This is a genomic window from Acinetobacter sp. (assembly GCF_041911495.1).
GTDB lineage: Bacteria > Pseudomonadota > Gammaproteobacteria > Pseudomonadales > Moraxellaceae > Acinetobacter.
In genome coordinates this window covers 14,478-32,252 of sequence record NZ_JAYROT010000066.1, presented here as the reverse complement: position 1 = coordinate 32,252, position 17,775 = coordinate 14,478, and the positions used below count along the sequence as shown (strand labels likewise).

The window sequence follows — 17,775 nt, the reverse complement described above, 5'->3', positions numbered from 1 at the left end:
GCCAGCTTTTAATTCCTAAACCCCCCACCTAACAGGTGGGGGGTTTTTTATGGCTAGAATTTATTTACAAAGTATAAGGCTTCAACTTTTATTCATTCTAAATTGGGTGTCTAACTTGATCTAGACATAAAAAACCGAGCATTGCGCTCGGTTTTTGAGTTTGTCATGCTTAGTGTTGGTGACCTACGTGACCATTGACTTCAGCATTAACACCGATGCTTGTCGAGCCAGTTGTTGCATTTGATACTTTTGATTTTACAGCATCTTTAGTATCAACTGCTTTGTCTTTTACTGTGTTTGCAACTGATTTTGTTCCATTCACAGTTTTCTTCGTCACTGATTTTGCGCCAACTTTTACATCAGATGCTTTTGATTTTGCTTTATCAGCTGTTTTAGACGTGATCTCTTTTGTTGTATTGAATACTTTCTTAGAAGTATCACCTACAGTATTTACACCACTGCTAATAGTGCCTTTAGTCGCTGTACCAACTTTTGAAGCGGTATTAGAGGTTGTTTCACCAACTTTTCCTACGACATTTTTAGTCGTGTCACCTACTTTTTGTAGAATATTTGGTGTTTCCACTGATACATTTGCAGAAGTGCTTGTATGTGGTGTTTTTACAGATGCATCTACAGCATGTTTCGCTGTGTCGGCAAATACTGAACCTGTTGCCAAAGCCGTAGAAATCGCAAGAATTAGTTTAAGTTGTTTCATAGATCATTACTCGATATTTTCGATGTTGCCTACTTTAACGTTTAAAAATCAATGTAGTGTGTAGGCTTCGTTCGCTAATGGTAAGTAATAGGCATGATTAAAGATTTTTTTGTGTCATAAATATTACAGCGTGTGAGCTAACATTTATTGTTGATCTTGCTTTGCCGATTATCTGTTCCAATTTTCTGAATATAGACGTCCTGATTGAAAGTAATTGGCTACTAAATCAATAAAATGCTTAAAGTCTTTATTCTCGTTTAAAATACGATTAATGGTTTGCCAGTCTGCATCTTGCCTACGCTTGGCAGGCAATAAGATTTCACTTTCTGTTGGATTTTCAGGATTGAGTAAAATCACGCCGATACCATGTAGCGCAGACAGCATTCTTAGTTCTTCCTCAGTATCTTGATTTGAGATAGAGGTCGCAACTAAATAACCCTCATGTGCCCAACTGGAATTACTTACAGCTTGAAAGTAACTACTTCGAATGTTAGCACTAGTAAGTTCTTTCTTTACTTCAAATGACCATAAACGCACATTTTGACCAGAACCATGTTTGACACAGGTTTTGATGTACTCATGCCATGATTTGTCTAATGGTTGCATGGCTACAATGTCAGGGTGTAACCATTGATTGCCATTTTGCCCACGTGAATTGGAGGACTTTTTTTCATTGATTCTTAAGCAATATAGCCCTATTTCTGATTTTAAAAATTCAATCAAAATTGGATACAGGTCATGCTCAGTATAGTCTGGATTCGATATTTGACTGGTTTTCGGAATATCTAAGTCATCTGTTTTTAAAAGGGCTTCATCTTCTGTTTGTAATTGCGCATGATTTTGGTACATAGTATTTGGGTCATACCAAAAAACACGTGGACGAGGTTTGTCCTGAATATGGATGTATGGTGAAACATTCAAAATATTGTCTTTTTGAGCACCAATTTCAGCAAATACTTGATTAATAAAATCATCTTCATTTTGAAACCGTGGATTTTCTCGTTTTTCAACATAATCCTCAGGAAACATCTCAATGATGCCTGTGGTAATGTCTCTGGCTTTAAATTTTTGTAATGAATTCGCCTTTAAAAACTCATGAATACGTTGCGCTTGTGATAGTTTGCTCATCATTTTTCCAAAAATAAACCCCATTCATTTAATAGCAGGGTTTATTTATTTTTTCAATGAAATGAAAGATTAACTTTGCAAAATAGAAATATCCGCCACACTCAAGAATAATCCACGAAGCTGTGCTAATAGCGCCAAACGATTGGCTTTAAGCGCAGGATCATCCGCCATCACCATGACATTATCAAAGAATGCGTCGATCGGTGTGCGAAGCGCAGCAAGCTTTGACAGAGCTTCTGTGTAGTTACGATTATTGAGTAATGGTTGAACTTCTGCAGTCAAAGTTTTCAGCGTTTGATAAAGGTCTTTTTCTGCAGACTCAACTAACGTGGCTTCATTCACTGTATTTTCAGTGACGGTTTCTTTCGCCAAAATATTTGCCACACGCTTATTCGCTGCAGCCAATGCACTGGCTTCATCTAAAGTGCGGAAATGGTTCACCGCTTTGATGCGTTGGTCAAAATCAAGCGGTGACTTTGGCGACAATGCTTGTACAGCTTGGATCACATCAACATCGACACCTTGATCTTCGTATTTAGCACGGTAGCGACCCTCTAAGAAAGCGACTGCATCAGTACGGGTTTTGTCATGATCTTTGATCACATCACCGTAGCCTGCAAGCGCAAGATTTACCAAGTTTTCTAGGCTAATATCCAATTCATTTTCAATGATTAAGCGCAATATACCAATCGCAGAACGACGTAGCGCAAATGGATCCTTTGAACCCGTTGGCGCTTGACCGATACCAAAAATACCGACCAAAGTCACCATGCGATCGGCTAGGGCAAGGGTGGTGCCTGTTTTGCTTTGTGGAAGCGCATCACCTGCAAACTTCGGTAAATATTGCTCACCCAGTGCTTCTGCAACTTCATCATTTTCACCTTCAAGGCGGGCATAATAGGTGCCTGCAATGCCTTGCAGTTCTGGGAATTCACCGACGAGCTCAGAAGTGAGGTCACATTTTGAAAGAAATGCTGCTTTTTCTGCATCCAGAGGAGATGCGCCTGTAAATTGACAGAGTGCGACAGACAACTTTGCCACACGCTCAGTTTTTTCCCACAATGTACCGAGTTGTGCTTGGAACACCATATTTTTCAGCTTGTCTTTACGACTGGCAAGCGGTTGTTTCTGATCTTGTAAGAAAAAGAATTCTGCATCAGACAAACGTGGGCGCACCACTTTTTCATTACCCTCGATGATCTGGGTTGGATCTTTCGATTCAATATTCGATACGGTAATGAAGTACGGTTGCAGTTTGTTATGACCATCGACCAAGCAGAAATATTTTTGATTGTCCTGCATAGTAGTGATCAAGGCTTCTTGTGGTACAGCCAAATAGCGTTCTTCAAAGCTGGCACGAAGCGCAACAGGGAGCTCAACCAAAGCCGTCACTTCATCACGCAAATCCGCAGGGACGATGGCAATCGCACCGACTTCATCGGCAAGGGCTTTGACTTGGCTATCAATCATCGCTTGACGTTCTTCAAAGTCGGCAATGACTTTGGCATTACGGAGCGCATCGAGATAATCATTGGCATGAGCAAGCGTAATCGCCTGTGGTGCATGGAAACGATGCCCGAAAGTTTGATTGCTCGCTAGGATATCTTGAATAGTTGCTTCGATAATTTGCGCATCTTTGAGCAAGACCACCCACTGCACAGGGCGGACAAACTCGGTACGACTTGCCGCTGAGCGCATACGCTTGGCGATCGGGAGATTGTCTAGCGCAGTTTGTAGAATATTCGGCAAAAGCGCATCAAGGCTTTGACCTTTGATATCTTTGAAATAGCAGACTTTTTCTACTTTTCCTGCATTGAAAGTTGATACTTGATCGGCGCTTATGCCTTGACCACGCAAGAAGCCTTCAAGGGCTTTGGTTGGTTTGCCTTCGGCATCATACGCTGCTTGTACCGCAGGACCGTCAAAGCGCTTTTGGCTATCGGCTTGCTGTGCTTCGATTAGATTGATTTTCAATGCCAAACGGCGTGGCGCAGCATAGGCATCAATGCTATCAAAACCAAGTCCTGCATCGTTTAAGCCTTTTTCGACTTCAGTTTTTAGGGCGTCACGTAGCGTTTTTAAGCTCTTTGGTGGCAGTTCTTCACAGCCTAATTCGAATAATACAGTGTGTGTCATGTTCAAATATCTTCTATAAATCGTTTATCTATTGAAAAGTGATGACTTAAACATCAACCTTAAAACCTAAATTTACATCGCAAGCAGCCTGACCGCCACGAATACCCCAATTTTCTAATGGGATATCTCGAACAATAATCGTGACGTATTTCGGAGGAATACCGAGTAATTCAAGATTATTTACAATGCCTTGATAAAGGTTTCGTTTTGCATCTACAGAGCGCCCAGCGAAAGCATCAATACTAACTTGTGTATAAAACTCTGGTTGTTCCTGATGAGGTGGACAAGCAAAGCGATGCGGTAAATGGGCGATCAAACGGATATGTCTGTCTTTTTCAGGAATTTGAAAATGTTCTACCAAAGCAGATTGAACGGCTTCAATAATGGCTATTTCCTGTTCAGAGGTATATTCACGTCTTACTTCAATAACAACACTTGGCATTTTCATTTTCCTAAATAAGATTTTATTTTTCCATTTATGTATCGGATTTGTTCTGTAATGCTTCCGCTTCAACCTGAGCTTTCAATTGCGCCAAGACTTCATCACGTAAATGTGGTTCAGCCATTGGGAAGCCGAGTTTTGCACGAGATTGTACATAGCTTTGCGCAATGGCACGTGCCAAAGTACGAACACGGAGAATATAACGCTGACGTTCAGTGACAGAGATTGCGCCACGTGCATCAAGCAAGTTAAAGGTATGTGATGCTTTGACCACTTGCTCATAGGCAGGTAGTGGTAACTCAGCTTGCATCAAACGGTTTGATTCAGATTCATGAAAATCAAACAGTTCAAATAATTTATCGACTGGTGCATATTCAAAGTTATAGGTTGATTGCTCGACTTCGTTTTGATGGAACACATCGCCATATGTTACCGTACCGAATTGACCTTTCGTCCAGACCAAATCATAGACTGAATCAACTCCTTGCAAATACATCGCAAGACGCTCAAGACCATAAGTGATTTCGCCAGTGACAGGGTAGCACTCGACACCACCGACTTGTTGGAAATAGGTGAACTGCGTCACTTCCATGCCGTTGAGCCAAACTTCCCAACCTAAGCCCCATGCGCCAAGCGTTGGAGATTCCCAATTGTCTTCAACAAAACGGACATCGTGGGTTAAGGTGTCGATGCCGATGGCTTTGAGTGAGTCTAAATAGAGTTGTTGAATATTGCTTGGATTTGGCTTCAATACTACTTGGAATTGATAGTAATGCTGTAAACGGTTTGGGTTTTCCCCATAACGCCCATCTTTCGGACGACGTGACGGCTGTACGTAGGCTGCATTCCATGTTTCAGGACCGAGTGCACGCAAGAAGGTTGCCGTGTGGAATGTACCTGCGCCCATTTCTAAGTCGTAAGGTTGCAGGACGACACAGCCTTGTTCTGCCCAAAAGTTTTGTAGAGCTAAGATCAGCCCTTGAAAGGTATCAATATGCGAGATGGCGCGACTCATGTGGCATCCATTAAAAATATAAGAAAAAATTGTGCTTAAGTATAAGGATTTTCAAGGGACGTGGCAAAGGATTATCGAGTTTGAGTGTTTAACTTTTTGCGACAACTCGTGTCGCACTCTTACCTTGGTTGTATTAAAGCATACTCCACCATGTGCTACATTGAACTCTATATCGATTGCTCGAAAGGCTGACTTTATTATTGAAAGTTATTGAAATGAGAGGCGCACGCCATGTCTGATCGAATCCGTGAAAAACTGCAAATACTCGCTGATGCGGCTAAGTATGATGTGTCCTGTTCATCGAGTGGCAGTCAGCGTAAAAATCAAAATAAAGGTTTGGGTGATGCGACTCAATCAGGGATTTGTCATACCTTCACCGAAGATGGGCGCTGTGTTTCTTTGCTGAAAATCCTATTTAGCAATGTCTGTATTTATGACTGCGCTTATTGTGTGTCAAGGCGCTCGAACGATGTCAAACGAGCAGCCTTCACTGTGCAAGAAGTGGTGGATCTGACCATTAATTTCTATCGTCGTAATTATATCGAAGGACTGTTTCTCAGTTCAGGGATTTTTAAATCGGCGGACTACACCATGGAGCGCATGATGCAAGTGGTGAAGAAGCTACGTCTTGAAGAAAACTTCAATGGCTATATCCATCTAAAAACCATTCCCGGTGCTTCGCCAGAGCTGATTCATGAAGCAGGATTGTATGCCGATCGCATGAGCATCAACCTAGAAATGCCGACAGAAATTGGCTTGAAACAATTCGCACCAGAAAAATCACATCAAGAGGTGCAAAAAGATTTAGGTTTAGTGCGAGATCGCCTGATTCAGCTTAAAGATGAACGACAAATTATCAAACATGTGCCGAAGTATGTACCTGCGGGACAGACTACGCAGATGGTGGTTGGCGCACATCAAGAAACCGATCAAGATGTGTTGCTGATGGCGGATCATCACTACAAAACTTTTCAGCTGAAACGGGTTTATTATTCAGGTTATATCCCGATTAATCAGGAAAATAACACTTTGCCTGCGGTTGGTTCGGCACCGCCACTATTGCGTGAAAATCGACTCTATCAAAGTGATTGGTTGATGCGTTTTTATGGTTTTGAAGTCAATGAAATCGTCGATGAAAAGCATCCGCATTTGGATTTAGATATTGATCCAAAGCTCAGTTGGGCACTACGTCATCCTGAGTCTTTTCCAGTGGATTTGAATCGTGCTGACTATCGGATGATTTTACGTGTTCCAGGGATTGGCGTGAAATCTGCCAAGAAAATCGTCCAAGCACGGCGCTTTGGCAAAATTCACAGTGATTTGCTGAAAAAACTTGGCGTGGCATATAGTCGAGCGCAATATTTTATCCGCTGTGAAGACAGTCCGAGCTTTCAAAAAGAATTACAACCACAGCAGATTCGTCAGCAGATCGTGGAAAAGGGGAACTCCAAATACGTCAAACAATTGTCACCGCAGTTGAGCTTGGGATTCTAGGTGCGCCGAATGAGAGTGAAGTCTCCCCATGTGGCGAATGAACGACCGATTTATTGCTTTGATGGCACATTGACAGGATTGCTATGCTGTGTATTTCGTGCATTTCAATTTCGAGAATATGAGGTTGAGATTCATGCTTACACGTCGAAGCAAAATAGCGCATTCCACCACTCTTTACAGGATAATTTATTTAATGTATCGATTGATGTGGTAAGTGATGAAGCACATGCTCAGCGTGTGTGGACGGCATTAAAACAAAAGCTCTCAAACAATGCACTTCGACAATTGTATTATGCGTTTTTGGCTGAAAATACGGATGCGTATCAGCATATTTTTAACTACTGCATTTATATTTTTCGACATGCACAGACTCAACAGGTTCACTCACTTGAGAAAAACTATACCCATCCAAGTGTACTTGCGATTGCGCAGTGGGCAAAAAAAGTTGGACGAGAAAAGCATCGCATGGAAGCCTTTGTGCGCTTTAAGAAAAGCAGTGATGGTGTGTTTTTGAGTTTGATTGCACCTGATTTTAATGTGTTGCCTTTGATACAGCGCCATTTTCGCAATCGTTATCAAGATCAGCGTTGGTTGATTTATGATGAAAAAAGACACTTCGGAATCTATTACGATTTAGATCAAGTGCAAGAAGTCGATTTATCCGCACAGACCATTGATGCGCAAAAGGAGATAGGCGGTAGTCAGCAGTTTCTGATTGATCTAGATGATCAAGAGGTGCTGTATGATCAATTGTGGAAGGATTATTTTCAGAGTATTAACATCAAAGAACGGCAGAATATCAAGCTCCATGTGCAATGCGTACCAAAACGCTATTGGCGTTATCTGAATGAGAAATCTGTATAAATGCGTCTATATAGCTATTCATTACGATCAAAAACGCTGATAAAGATAAGCTGTAAGTCAAATACATCTCTAAGCAGAATTTGACTATACTGAGCGAGCATTTTGTTCGTTAAGGTTGCATCGTGTCCGCTTCATCACACTCATGGATTGAAATTCTTAAACCCAATTTTAAAGTGCTTTCCTTTAAAGAAAGAGGCTTGAGCGGCATTGGTGCGCTCATTGGTTTGGCAATCTCATCACTGATCAGTTGGTATGCGCTAGACGGCATCAATGCGTGGTATATCGCACCGATGGGCGCGTCGTCTGTTTTACTTTTTGCAGTATCGAGTAGTCCGCTGGCACAGCCGTGGAATATGATCGTTGGGAATCTGATTGCAGCCATTGTTGGGGTCAGTTGCGGTCTATGGATTGCTGATCCGACGTTTTCATTTAGTCTTGCAGTTGGTCTCTCAATATTCTTGATGATGACCACGGATTCACTTCATCCGCCGAGTGGGGCAGTGGCGATTACAGCGGTGCTTGGCGGTGATGCGGTGCATCAGCTTGGCTATTATTTTGTGCTGTATCCTGTATTGCTCAACTCGACCTTATTGATTGCCTTTGCTTTATTTTTTAATCGCATGATTGGTCGGCAATATCCGCAACCTGCACAAGTCAACCAGCGCTCTACGGATCCGACACCAACGCAAAGAGTGACCATTCAACCCAAAGATATTGAGTATGCGTTGGAGCAACACACAGAGTTGCTCGACATCAGCCAATATGATTTGCAAAGTTTGATTTTAGAAGCCCAACAACATGCCAATCATCGCTTGTCTTTGTCAGGGAAATGCGCAGACATCATGACCAAAGATGTGGCGTTTTTAGATGAAAATGACGATATTTTGCATGCCTTAGATCGCTTTAAACAGATGAATATCATGAGTTTGCCAGTGTTAAATGAGGCACAGCAGTTGGTTGGCACGCTGGCATTGTCGGATGTTGTGGAGTGGTTTCGAAGTACTACAGAGATTCGTAGTCCGTGGCAAGATCAGGTCAAACACATCATGCATCGACAAGTGGTAATGGTCAAACCTGAACAGAACATTGCAGATTTGATTCCGTACTTTGTAGAAAAGTCTTTTAATTATTTGCCTGTGGTTGGTGAAGATCGCAAAATTCTCGGAATAATTAGTCGTTCTGATATGATTGCGGTGTTGTATCAGAATTTATTACAGCAAGGTAGTTAATGGCGTTGTCGAGCGAATAATATCGCCCAAAAAATCAATATGTGAAATAAATCTATCTTTTTAAAATAAATGCTGATAGAATGCGCCCACGCACGAATCTTCCGTTCATTACCTGAACATTTATCTATATTTACCTAGTCTGCGCGTTTTGTCCAAAGAGAGGACGTCCCTTCGCGCCGAATCGCATACTGCGATTATTCAGGTTGCGCTCGTAAACATGTGTGCGTTTATAGACCACATCGTCTCAAATCGTAACTTGTCACAGCCAATTAAGCAGAGTTAATTGCTTTGTTGTAGATGCTGTTTTGTCGCCTTTATGCCGATGTATTGAATTAAATATTTTAGAATTGGAGCGCCGATTACTCGGTGAAATCTCTATGAGCAAAACTTTTGCTGATTTTCCTCTCGCAGAGTCATTACAACTTGCACTACAAGACTTAGGTTTTACGACGCCGACGCCTGTACAAGAACAGTCGATTCCAGCGGCATTAGAAGGTAAAGATTTATTGGTATCGAGCCAAACAGGTTCGGGCAAAACTGCAGCATTCCTTTTACCAACGCTCAATGCGTTATCTGAACAAGATACATTGGTGCCATTCAAAGAACGTATGCGTGCTGTGACTACACCAGCGATTCTGGTACTTTGTCCAACACGTGAGTTGGCACAACAAGTTTGCCAAGATGCGATTGCATTTGTACGCAAAATGAAAGGTGTTCGTGTTGCTGCAATCATGGGCGGTATGCCATTTGCAAAACAAATTCAACAGCTGAAAGGCGCACAAGTGGTTGTTGCGACCCCAGGTCGTCTTTTGGACTTGGTGAATCGTCGTCAAATCAAACTCGATAAAGTGAATGCGTTGATCGTTGATGAAGCAGATCGTATGTTGGATCTTGGCTTCTCTGAAGATCTAGAAGCGATTAGCGATCTTGCAGGCAACCGTGAACAAACGTTGATGTTCTCTGCGACGTTTGCAGATCGTATTATTTCACTTGCAGAACGCATGATGAATTCGCCTGAGCGTATTGCGATCGAAACTGGTCATACAACCAATACTGATGTGACGCAAACATTGCATTGGACAGATGGTTTTGAGCACAAGAAAAAATTACTTACGCATTGGTTAAGTGATGAAACTTTAGATCAAGCGGTCGTGTTTGCATCAACGCAAGAAGATACTGATATGTTGGCTGAAGAGTTGGCAGAGTCTGGTCTTTCTGTGGTTGCGCTACACGGTGCAATGCCACAATCTGTACGTAACCGCCGTTTGCGTAGCATTCGTGAAGGTAAAGCACGTATCTTGGTGGCAACTGATGTTGCAGCACGTGGTTTGGACGTCCCAACCATTTCGCATGTCATTAACTTTGGTTTACCAATGAAAAATGAAGACTATGTACACCGTGTAGGTCGTACTGGTCGTGCAGGTCGTACTGGTCAAGCGGTGACTTTGGCGACTTATCGTGAGCGTGGTAAAATCCGTGCCCTCGAAGAATATTTAGAAACTCGTTTGAATGTGTCTGAAATCGAAGGCTTAGAGCCATCTCCACCACCAGCACGTCCAAGCCGTAAAGGCGGAAAATCTGACGGTCGTCGTGGTGGCGGACGTGGTGATCGTGGTTTTGGTGGCGATCGTGGTGGTCGTAGCTTTGGCGGAGATCGTGATCGTGGTTTTGGCGGCGGTGGCAAGCGTCGTATTGAAGGCGAAGGTCATTTCAAACGTGAAGAGCGTTCAGGTCCACGTAAATCGCACAATGACTATATCAATGATGTCGTAGCGAATGCTGACTTTGCTGGCAAGCCACGTTCTGAGCGTCCTCGTTCAGAATTCAAGTCGCATGAAGATGATAACCGTGGTAACCGCAAAGATTACCAACCTCGTTCAGAAAAGCGTTTCTCTGATCGTGGTGGACGTGGTGGCGACAACCGTGGCGAGGGTCGTCGTTTTGATGGCGAGCGTAAGTTCGGTGATCGTTCAGAGCGTGGTGGTCGTGATTTTGGCGGTGATCGTCCAAAGCGTGACTTTGGTGGCGACCGCCCAAGTTATAATGACCGTCAAAAGCGTGATTTTGGAGATCGTCCAGAGCGTTCAGAAGGTCGTCGTTTTGATGGTGAGCGTAAGTTTGGCGATCGTTCTGATCGTGGTGAACGTAATTTTAGCGACCGCCCGAAACGTGATTTTAGTGGTGATCGTCCAAAGCGTGACTTCGGTGGTGACCGCCCAAGTTATAATGATCGTCCAAAACGTGATTTTGGTCGTGATGACAACCGTGGCGAGAGTCGTGAATTCTCGAATGATCGCCCACGTCGTCAAGATGGTGAGCGTCAAGAGCGTCGTTTTGGTCAACATGACAATACTGAAAAGCGTTTTTCACAAGAAGGCCGTGAGCGTCGATATAAAGGAAATGGATCGAGTTTTGGCTCAGACAGTATCCGCAAATGGACAAAGCAATAATCAATTCAAATATATGATTGATTTTTAAATAAAAACAGCACATCGAAAGATGTGCTTTTTTATTGCTCAAATGTAATAAATGGGTGTACAATTGTCACGCAATAGTATTCAAATGTGAATTGATTAACTTTTATTGGTGATGGGTTGGCTTGTGCCATATTTATTTGTGTTTTTGGTGATGATTAATGCACTCTTTTTAGGTGCACAAGTCTATAAACAGTCGCATAAACCGACTGTGTCCATGCACGCCCAAACCATAGATACCGAAAAAGAAACTGATACTGAGTTTAAAGACTAATTTTTAGCAAAACTATAACGCTAATTTGGCTATATTTCTGTAGAATCACTACTTTCCTCAAGGATAAAAAGTATATGGAGTCATCTATGCCAGCGAATGATGCGGCATTGATCGAAGTAAAAAACCTGAGCTTTCAACGTGGCGATCGAGTGATCTATGATGGTATCGATATGCAGATCGCTCGTGGCAAAATTACTGCGATTATGGGGCCATCAGGTACAGGTAAAACCACTTTATTAAGATTGATTGGCGGACAGCTTAAACCTGATCAAGGTCAGATTTTGCTTGATGGGCAGGATATTGCCAAAATGTCACGCAAAGAATTGTTTGATGCACGTGCTCGTATGGGGATGCTTTTTCAAAGTGGTGCATTATTTACAGACATGACCGTGTTTGAAAATGTCGCTTTCCCTATTCGTGCACATCGTCAAATGTCTGAATCAGCGATCCAAGAACGAGTATCGCAAAAGCTCGAATCGGTTGGACTGCGTGGTGCAGAATATTTGATGCCGTCAGAGCTTTCAGGTGGTATGAATCGTCGTGTGGCTTTGGCGAGAGCGATTGCACTTGATCCTGATTTAATTATGTACGATGAACCATTCGCAGGACAAGATCCCATCGTGATGGGCGTATTGACGAGACTTATTCGCTCTTTAAGTGAAGCATTGGATTTGACCACGATCATCGTATCGCATGATGTCGAAGAAACCTTGTCAATTGCGGATTATATTTACATAGTTGCCGAAGGAAAAGTGCAGGGTGAGGGTACGCCTGAGCAATTGCGTCAACATTCATCATCATTTGTACAGCAATTTTTGACGGGCTCAGTTGAAGGTCCTGTGGATTATCAGTTTAGTCGTATGCCTGATGCCATCAAACTTGGAGGTGCGCAATGAACGCAGTTGCGACTTTAGGTCGTCGTTTGATTGGTCGGGTACAAGGTATCGGCTATGCGGCGATGATGTTGATCCAAGTGCTGATGTCTTTACCAACTTGGAAAGGCGTAAAGCTGTTTATTTATCAGATGTACCGTGTTGGCGTACTGTCATTATTGATCATTACAGTTTCGGGTCTATTCATTGGTGCAGTGCTTGGTTTGCAGATGTATAGCATCTTAGTCACCTTTGGTAGCGAAGCCATGCTTGGTACAGCGGTGGCTTTAACTTTGCTTCGTGAGCTTGCACCTGTGGTTGCTGCATTATTATTTGCAGGTCGTGCAGGTTCGGCTTTGACCGCAGAAATTGGTTCAATGAAGCAAACAGAACAGCTTGCCAGTATGGAAATGATCGGTGTTGATCCATTAAAGCAAATCGTGTCACCACGTCTTTGGGCGGGTATTTTTAGCTTGCCAATGTTGACCGTGATTTTTGCTGCCGTTGGTATTTTGGGTGGAAAATTTGTCGGCGTAGATTTCTTGGGCTCGGATGAAGGCTCATTTTGGAATAGCATGCAGTCTTCTGTGGTGTTTTGGAAAGATGTCTTTAATGGCACCATTATCAAGAGCATTGTGTTTGCAGTAATTTGTACGTGGATTGCAGTCTATCAAGGTTATGCCTGCGAGCCGACACCTGAAGGAATTGCCACAGCGATGACACGTACCGTAGTGTACTCGTCGCTCTGTGTTTTAGGATTTGATTTTGTGTTGACTGCGGTCATGTTCGGAGGTTTATGATGAAAACACGTACAGTTGAACTGGCCGTTGGAATATTTGTAATTTTATTTGCAGCAGCATTATTTTTATTGGCGATGCGTGTCAGTGGTTTGGCTGGTAGCACGATGGGCGAAAGCTATAACCTAAGTGCCAAGATCGACAATATTAGTGGCTTGAAAGAACGTGCCAAGGTGACTATTAGTGGTGTAAAAGTTGGGCAAGTCAGCAAGATTGAACTTGATCCATTATCACATCGTGCGGTCGTGACCATTGCGATGGATAAATCACTCACCACCTTTAATGCTGAACAATTTAAGCAAGTTGAAGCCAATGCGATGGAAGATCTGAAATATAGCTATGACTATACAGAAGCATCACCTGAGCAACAAAAGGTAATGGAAAAGCAACTTATTGATAACATGAAGAACATCACGACTATCGATCAAGATGCTTATATAAAGGTCGCAACCAACGGCATTATCGGTGAGAAGTATCTCAAGATTGAGCCAGGTGGTGCATTTACCTATATACCACAAGGTGGCAGTTTCCCTGAAACACAAACTCAAGGTACTGTTGAAATAGAAGACTTGGTGAATAAGTTTATTACAGGTTCTTCACAGTCGAAGTCTACTAGCACAGAGAGTTCAAGTGAAGATGTGGTAAGTGAGGATACAGCAGTTGAAGCAACTGCGAGTCAATCAAGCAATCAAACGGCTACTGAGCCGACAACGAGTCAAGATGAACCATCGTTTATCGATGAGTGATGAATAGTTAGGAGTGAATGAACATGACTTTCATGAAAGCAGTTGTCAAAGAAGCAGTTACAGCAAAAGCAGTGACAATAAAAACAGCGACATTAAGTTTGTCACTCGCAGGTATGTTGGCGAGTTCAATGGCTTTTGCTGCACCATCAGAAGCACCATCAGACTTCGTAAAACGTATTTCTGATAAGCTAATTGTTGAGCTGAAGCAAAACAAAGCAAACCTTAATAATAATACTTTGATCAACAAAATCGTGGCGCAAAATATTGAACCACATGTTGATGTGCAAGGTTTTTCGCGTCTAGTGATGGGGCAATACTATTCAAATCAATACAGTACGGCAGAGCAACGTGGTCGTTTTACCAAAAACTTCCGTGATAGCGTAATTAAGACCTATGCCAAAGGTTTGGCGCAATATAATAATGAAGGTTATACATTGCGTCCATATCGAAATACTGGTGCAAAATATCCTATAGTCACAATGGATTTTAAAGCCAATAATGGCAATAAGATTCCAGTAAGCTTTCAGTTGATCGACAAAAATAATCAATGGAAAATCCGCAACATCAATGTAAGTGGTATTGATATGGCGTTGACTTTCCGTGACCAGTTTAAAGCAAACGTACAGCAAAACGGTGGCAATATTGATAAAGCGATTGCGAGCTTTAAACCAGATGCAGAAGCAGGTAGTAAATAAGCTAAGCGTCAAATAAGCGATTGATATTAAAAAGCCCATTCATATGAATGGGCTTTTTACTGTTGAGGGAAAATGTAAATTCTGATTAGAAGATACTATTTGGATTTGCTTGAGCGTTATTGCCACTATTTTGTTGCGGAGCAGTCGTGCTAGTTGATGGCGAAGCATTACCTGAGTTACTTGGCGGTGTTGCTTGCGTTGACGGTGCTTGAATTGGTGTATTCGGTAAATTTAGCGCAGGAGGTGCGTCACTTTCTGTAGTCAGTGGTTGATCTGTCACATCGTCTTGGAAGTCTTGTTGAAAGCGTGCAATTAATGAATCTAACGTGGTTTGCGGTGCAGGGCGATAAAGTGGTCGAGCAAGTGGTGGAGTTTCACGTTGTTGACGACGTGCTTCTGCAAGATTCCCAGTTTGATCGAATAATTCGCTAACTGTGTCATCTGCGTTTTTATCTAATTTTACCCATGCGTGTGGCTCATTCTTCAAAGCACCTGCCATAAAGTTAATCCAAATCGGTAGTGCAGCAACGCCTCCGTATTCACGACGTCCCAGTGTGCTTGGTGCATCAAAACCAACCCATGCAACAGCAACTAAATTGCCATTAAATCCTGCAAACCAAGCATCTTTTGCATCATTGGTGGTACCAGTTTTTCCGCCCAAATCACTTCGACCAATACGAAGTGCAGCACGACCAGTACCGTGTTGGATGACATCACGTAAAATGTTAGCCATATCAAATGCTGAGCTTGATTTTAGAATACGATCGGCTTGGCGATATTGACCTGCAAATTGATTGCTTTGTGTGGTGGTTGGTGCAGTCGTTTGATTATTGGTAATTTGACCAAATGAATCATTGATGATCTCAGTAACTTCTTCTGCAACGAGATTATTTTCATCGACCTCTACTTGCGGTTTTGTACTTGATGAATCAGAAACACAGGTGATACATGCGTATGCAGGATCTGCCTTAAATATTGTTTCACCAAAATCGTCTTCGATGCGATCAATAAAATAGGGTTGTACTCGATAGCCACCATTAGCAAATGCTGCATAGCCTGTTGCCATTTGAAGCGGTAAAACCTGTGGTGTACCAAGCGCAATAGTATAGTTGCGTGGAATTTGATCATCATGTAGACCAATGTCCATCAAAAATTGACGTGTGCGCTCAATACCTACATTTTGTAGCAATCTGACAGAAACCGTGTTTCGAGATAGGTATAAAGCACGGCGTAAAGCAATACGTCCGAGGTAACGACCATCTGAGTTGCGAGGTGACCATTTTCCAATGCGAATTGGGTTGTCGTCTACCATCGTGTATGGTGTCATGCCGCGTTCAAGTGCAAGCGCATATACGAAAGGCTTAATGGTAGATCCTGGTTGACGCCAGCCTTGGGTTGCGCGGTTGAATTTTGAATAATAAAAATTATAGCCACCAACGACGGCTTCGAGTGCGCCATTGTTTGGGTTGATCGCCACCAACTGCCCTTGTACTTTTGGAATTTGTGTTAAGCGCCAAGCACTTTTATCCGCATTGGGGCGAAGTCGAACAATATCATTGACTTTGACGATTTGCGAAGCATTTCCTGCGGCAGGTCCTGGATTGTTGGCATTACGATATAGGCGCACCCAATTCATACCAGACCAAGGGATCGTGACCGTTTTGCCATCTTTGAGCATTGCTTCAAAGCTACTATTATTCACTTTAATAACTTGGGCAGGTTGCATGTCGCCGACGATAAAAAAGTCTTTTAATGGTTTGTCGTGCGCTTCCGCACCACGCCAGCCATGACGGCGATCATAAGCTTCTAGTCCATCTCGGACAGCTTCTTCGGCTGTTTCTTGGCGGTAGCTCGTGACAGTGGTATAGACTTTAAATCCTGAGTTAATGACATGTTTGCCAAAGCGATCTACCAATTCACGGCGAGTCAGTTCTGCAAGATAAGGATATTTGGTTTGAACTTTTCGATCTAGGAGCTTGAGTCGAATCGGCTCGGCAATTGCAATCTCGTATTGCTTTTGGTTGATATAACCGAGTTGCAACATGCGTCCTAAAATCCAATTGCGTCGTTCAAGAGCACGTTCAGGATTGGCAACTGGATTGTATTTTGAGGGTGCTTTGGGTAAGCCAGCAATCATGGCTTTTTCAGCCAGAGTAAGTTGTTCCAAGCTTTTGTTGTAATAAATTCGAGCAGCGGCTTGAATACCGTAAGCGTTTTTTCCTAAGAAAATTTTATTGACATATAAAGTGAGGATTTCTTCTTTAGTTAGATTTTGTTCAATTTTTCGTGCTAAAAAAATCTCAGTCAATTTACGACGCAGTGTGCGTTCAGGAGATAAGTAATAATTTTTAGCCACCTGCATGGTAATGGTTGAGCCACCAGTTTGTGATGCGCCACTGACGGTTTCGCTGACAGCACGGCCAAGTCCTTTTAAACTCACGCCACTGTGTTCAAAAAATGCTGAATCTTCTGCAGCAAGAAATGCATAAATCACATCTTGGGGAATATCTTCATACTTCACAGGAATTGAAAGTCGATCGCCAAATTCTGCAATGAGTACGTCATCTTTGGTATAAATTTGCAGTGGTTTTTCCAGTGGGGCTTTTTGCAAGCTACTCATATTTGGAAGCGATGGCGCAATATAAAGATACATGCCATAGAATGCCATCGGGATAACAAGCAGGATTAAAATCAAGATTGCAAAAAATGGATGAATCTTTCCCTGAGAGGATAGCATTTTCATAATAAGTAGGTTTTAATGGGTAATTGGGGGATGTTGGAACATAGTAAGTATAACTGTTAGCTCTTAATATTGTTAGTAACAAAATGCTACTCACTGTAAAAAAAATAGTGCATAATCGAACATGGGGATAAAAAACAATAGGAAATAGAAT

At 42.5% G+C, this 17,775-nt stretch carries 15 protein-coding genes; 9 read left to right on the top strand and 6 right to left on the bottom strand.

Annotated features, from left to right (window positions below; translation table 11 throughout):
- Positions 1–169 precede the first annotated feature (169 nt).
- The 5 genes from ACE3PQ_RS09095 to glyQ all read right to left on the bottom strand — a co-directional run bounded on the left by ACE3PQ_RS09095 (position 170) and on the right by glyQ (position 5,436).
- Entirely contained in the window at positions 170–715 is a 546-nt protein-coding gene (locus ACE3PQ_RS09095; protein ID WP_374297104.1) for a hypothetical protein, read from the bottom strand.
- Positions 716–883: 168 nt separating this feature from the next.
- On the bottom strand, positions 884–1,843 hold the full coding sequence (locus tag ACE3PQ_RS09090) for a COG2958 family protein (RefSeq protein ID WP_374297102.1): 960 nt from the start codon (positions 1,841–1,843) through the stop codon (positions 884–886).
- Between the two features lie 69 nt (positions 1,844–1,912).
- A complete protein-coding gene (gene glyS, locus ACE3PQ_RS09085) occupies positions 1,913–3,979 on the bottom strand; it encodes a glycine--tRNA ligase subunit beta (RefSeq protein ID WP_374297100.1) in 2,067 nt (688 codons plus the stop codon).
- Positions 3,980–4,025: 46 nt separating this feature from the next.
- Positions 4,026–4,421: a tautomerase family protein gene (locus ACE3PQ_RS09080; RefSeq protein WP_374297098.1), complete on the bottom strand. Its 396-nt coding sequence runs from the start codon at positions 4,419–4,421 to the stop codon at positions 4,026–4,028.
- Between the two features lie 34 nt (positions 4,422–4,455).
- Positions 4,456–5,436 (bottom strand): glycine--tRNA ligase subunit alpha, encoded by a 981-nt coding sequence (glyQ, locus tag ACE3PQ_RS09075; protein ID WP_374297096.1) that lies wholly within the window; start codon positions 5,434–5,436, stop codon positions 4,456–4,458.
- A 231-nt stretch (positions 5,437–5,667) separates the two neighbouring features.
- On the opposite strand from glyQ, the gene ACE3PQ_RS09070 reads away from it, so the two are divergent.
- The 9 genes from ACE3PQ_RS09070 (at position 5,668) to ACE3PQ_RS09030 (ending at position 14,881) form a co-directional block, all read left to right on the top strand.
- Positions 5,668–6,930 (top strand): putative DNA modification/repair radical SAM protein, encoded by a 1,263-nt coding sequence (locus ACE3PQ_RS09070; protein ID WP_374297094.1) that lies wholly within the window; start codon positions 5,668–5,670, stop codon positions 6,928–6,930.
- Positions 6,931–6,960: 30 nt separating this feature from the next.
- Complete coding sequence (locus ACE3PQ_RS09065) at positions 6,961–7,794, top strand: TIGR03915 family putative DNA repair protein (protein ID WP_374297114.1); 834 nt, start codon at positions 6,961–6,963, stop codon at positions 7,792–7,794.
- Positions 7,795–7,916: 122 nt separating this feature from the next.
- Complete coding sequence (locus ACE3PQ_RS09060) at positions 7,917–9,023, top strand: HPP family protein (RefSeq protein WP_374297092.1); 1,107 nt, start codon at positions 7,917–7,919, stop codon at positions 9,021–9,023.
- Positions 9,024–9,400: 377 nt separating this feature from the next.
- Entirely contained in the window at positions 9,401–11,473 is a 2,073-nt protein-coding gene (locus tag ACE3PQ_RS09055) for a DEAD/DEAH box helicase (protein WP_374297091.1), read from the top strand.
- A 151-nt stretch (positions 11,474–11,624) separates the two neighbouring features.
- Complete coding sequence (locus ACE3PQ_RS09050) at positions 11,625–11,771, top strand: hypothetical protein (protein WP_374297089.1); 147 nt, start codon at positions 11,625–11,627, stop codon at positions 11,769–11,771.
- A gap of 86 nt (positions 11,772–11,857) precedes the next feature.
- Positions 11,858–12,667 carry an ABC transporter ATP-binding protein gene (locus ACE3PQ_RS09045; protein ID WP_374297087.1) on the top strand — a complete coding sequence of 270 codons (810 nt, stop codon included), beginning with the start codon at positions 11,858–11,860 and terminating at the stop codon, positions 12,665–12,667.
- The gene (gene mlaE / locus ACE3PQ_RS09040) at positions 12,664–13,443 is read left to right on the top strand and encodes a lipid asymmetry maintenance ABC transporter permease subunit MlaE (RefSeq protein WP_241570785.1); all 780 of its coding nucleotides are present in this window, start codon (positions 12,664–12,666) and stop codon (positions 13,441–13,443) included. Before ACE3PQ_RS09045 ends, mlaE begins: the two co-directional genes overlap by 4 nt.
- A complete protein-coding gene (locus tag ACE3PQ_RS09035) occupies positions 13,443–14,186 on the top strand; it encodes an MlaD family protein (RefSeq protein ID WP_298891442.1) in 744 nt (247 codons plus the stop codon). The genes mlaE and ACE3PQ_RS09035 overlap by 1 nt, the downstream gene beginning before the upstream one ends.
- A gap of 32 nt (positions 14,187–14,218) precedes the next feature.
- A complete protein-coding gene (locus tag ACE3PQ_RS09030; protein WP_374297112.1) occupies positions 14,219–14,881 on the top strand; it encodes a phospholipid-binding protein MlaC in 663 nt (220 codons plus the stop codon).
- Between the two features lie 85 nt (positions 14,882–14,966).
- Here the strand turns inward: ACE3PQ_RS09030 and ACE3PQ_RS09025 are convergent, their stop codons facing one another.
- Positions 14,967–17,624: a PBP1A family penicillin-binding protein gene (locus ACE3PQ_RS09025; protein WP_374297083.1), complete on the bottom strand. Its 2,658-nt coding sequence runs from the start codon at positions 17,622–17,624 to the stop codon at positions 14,967–14,969.
- Positions 17,625–17,775: the final 151 nt, after the last annotated feature.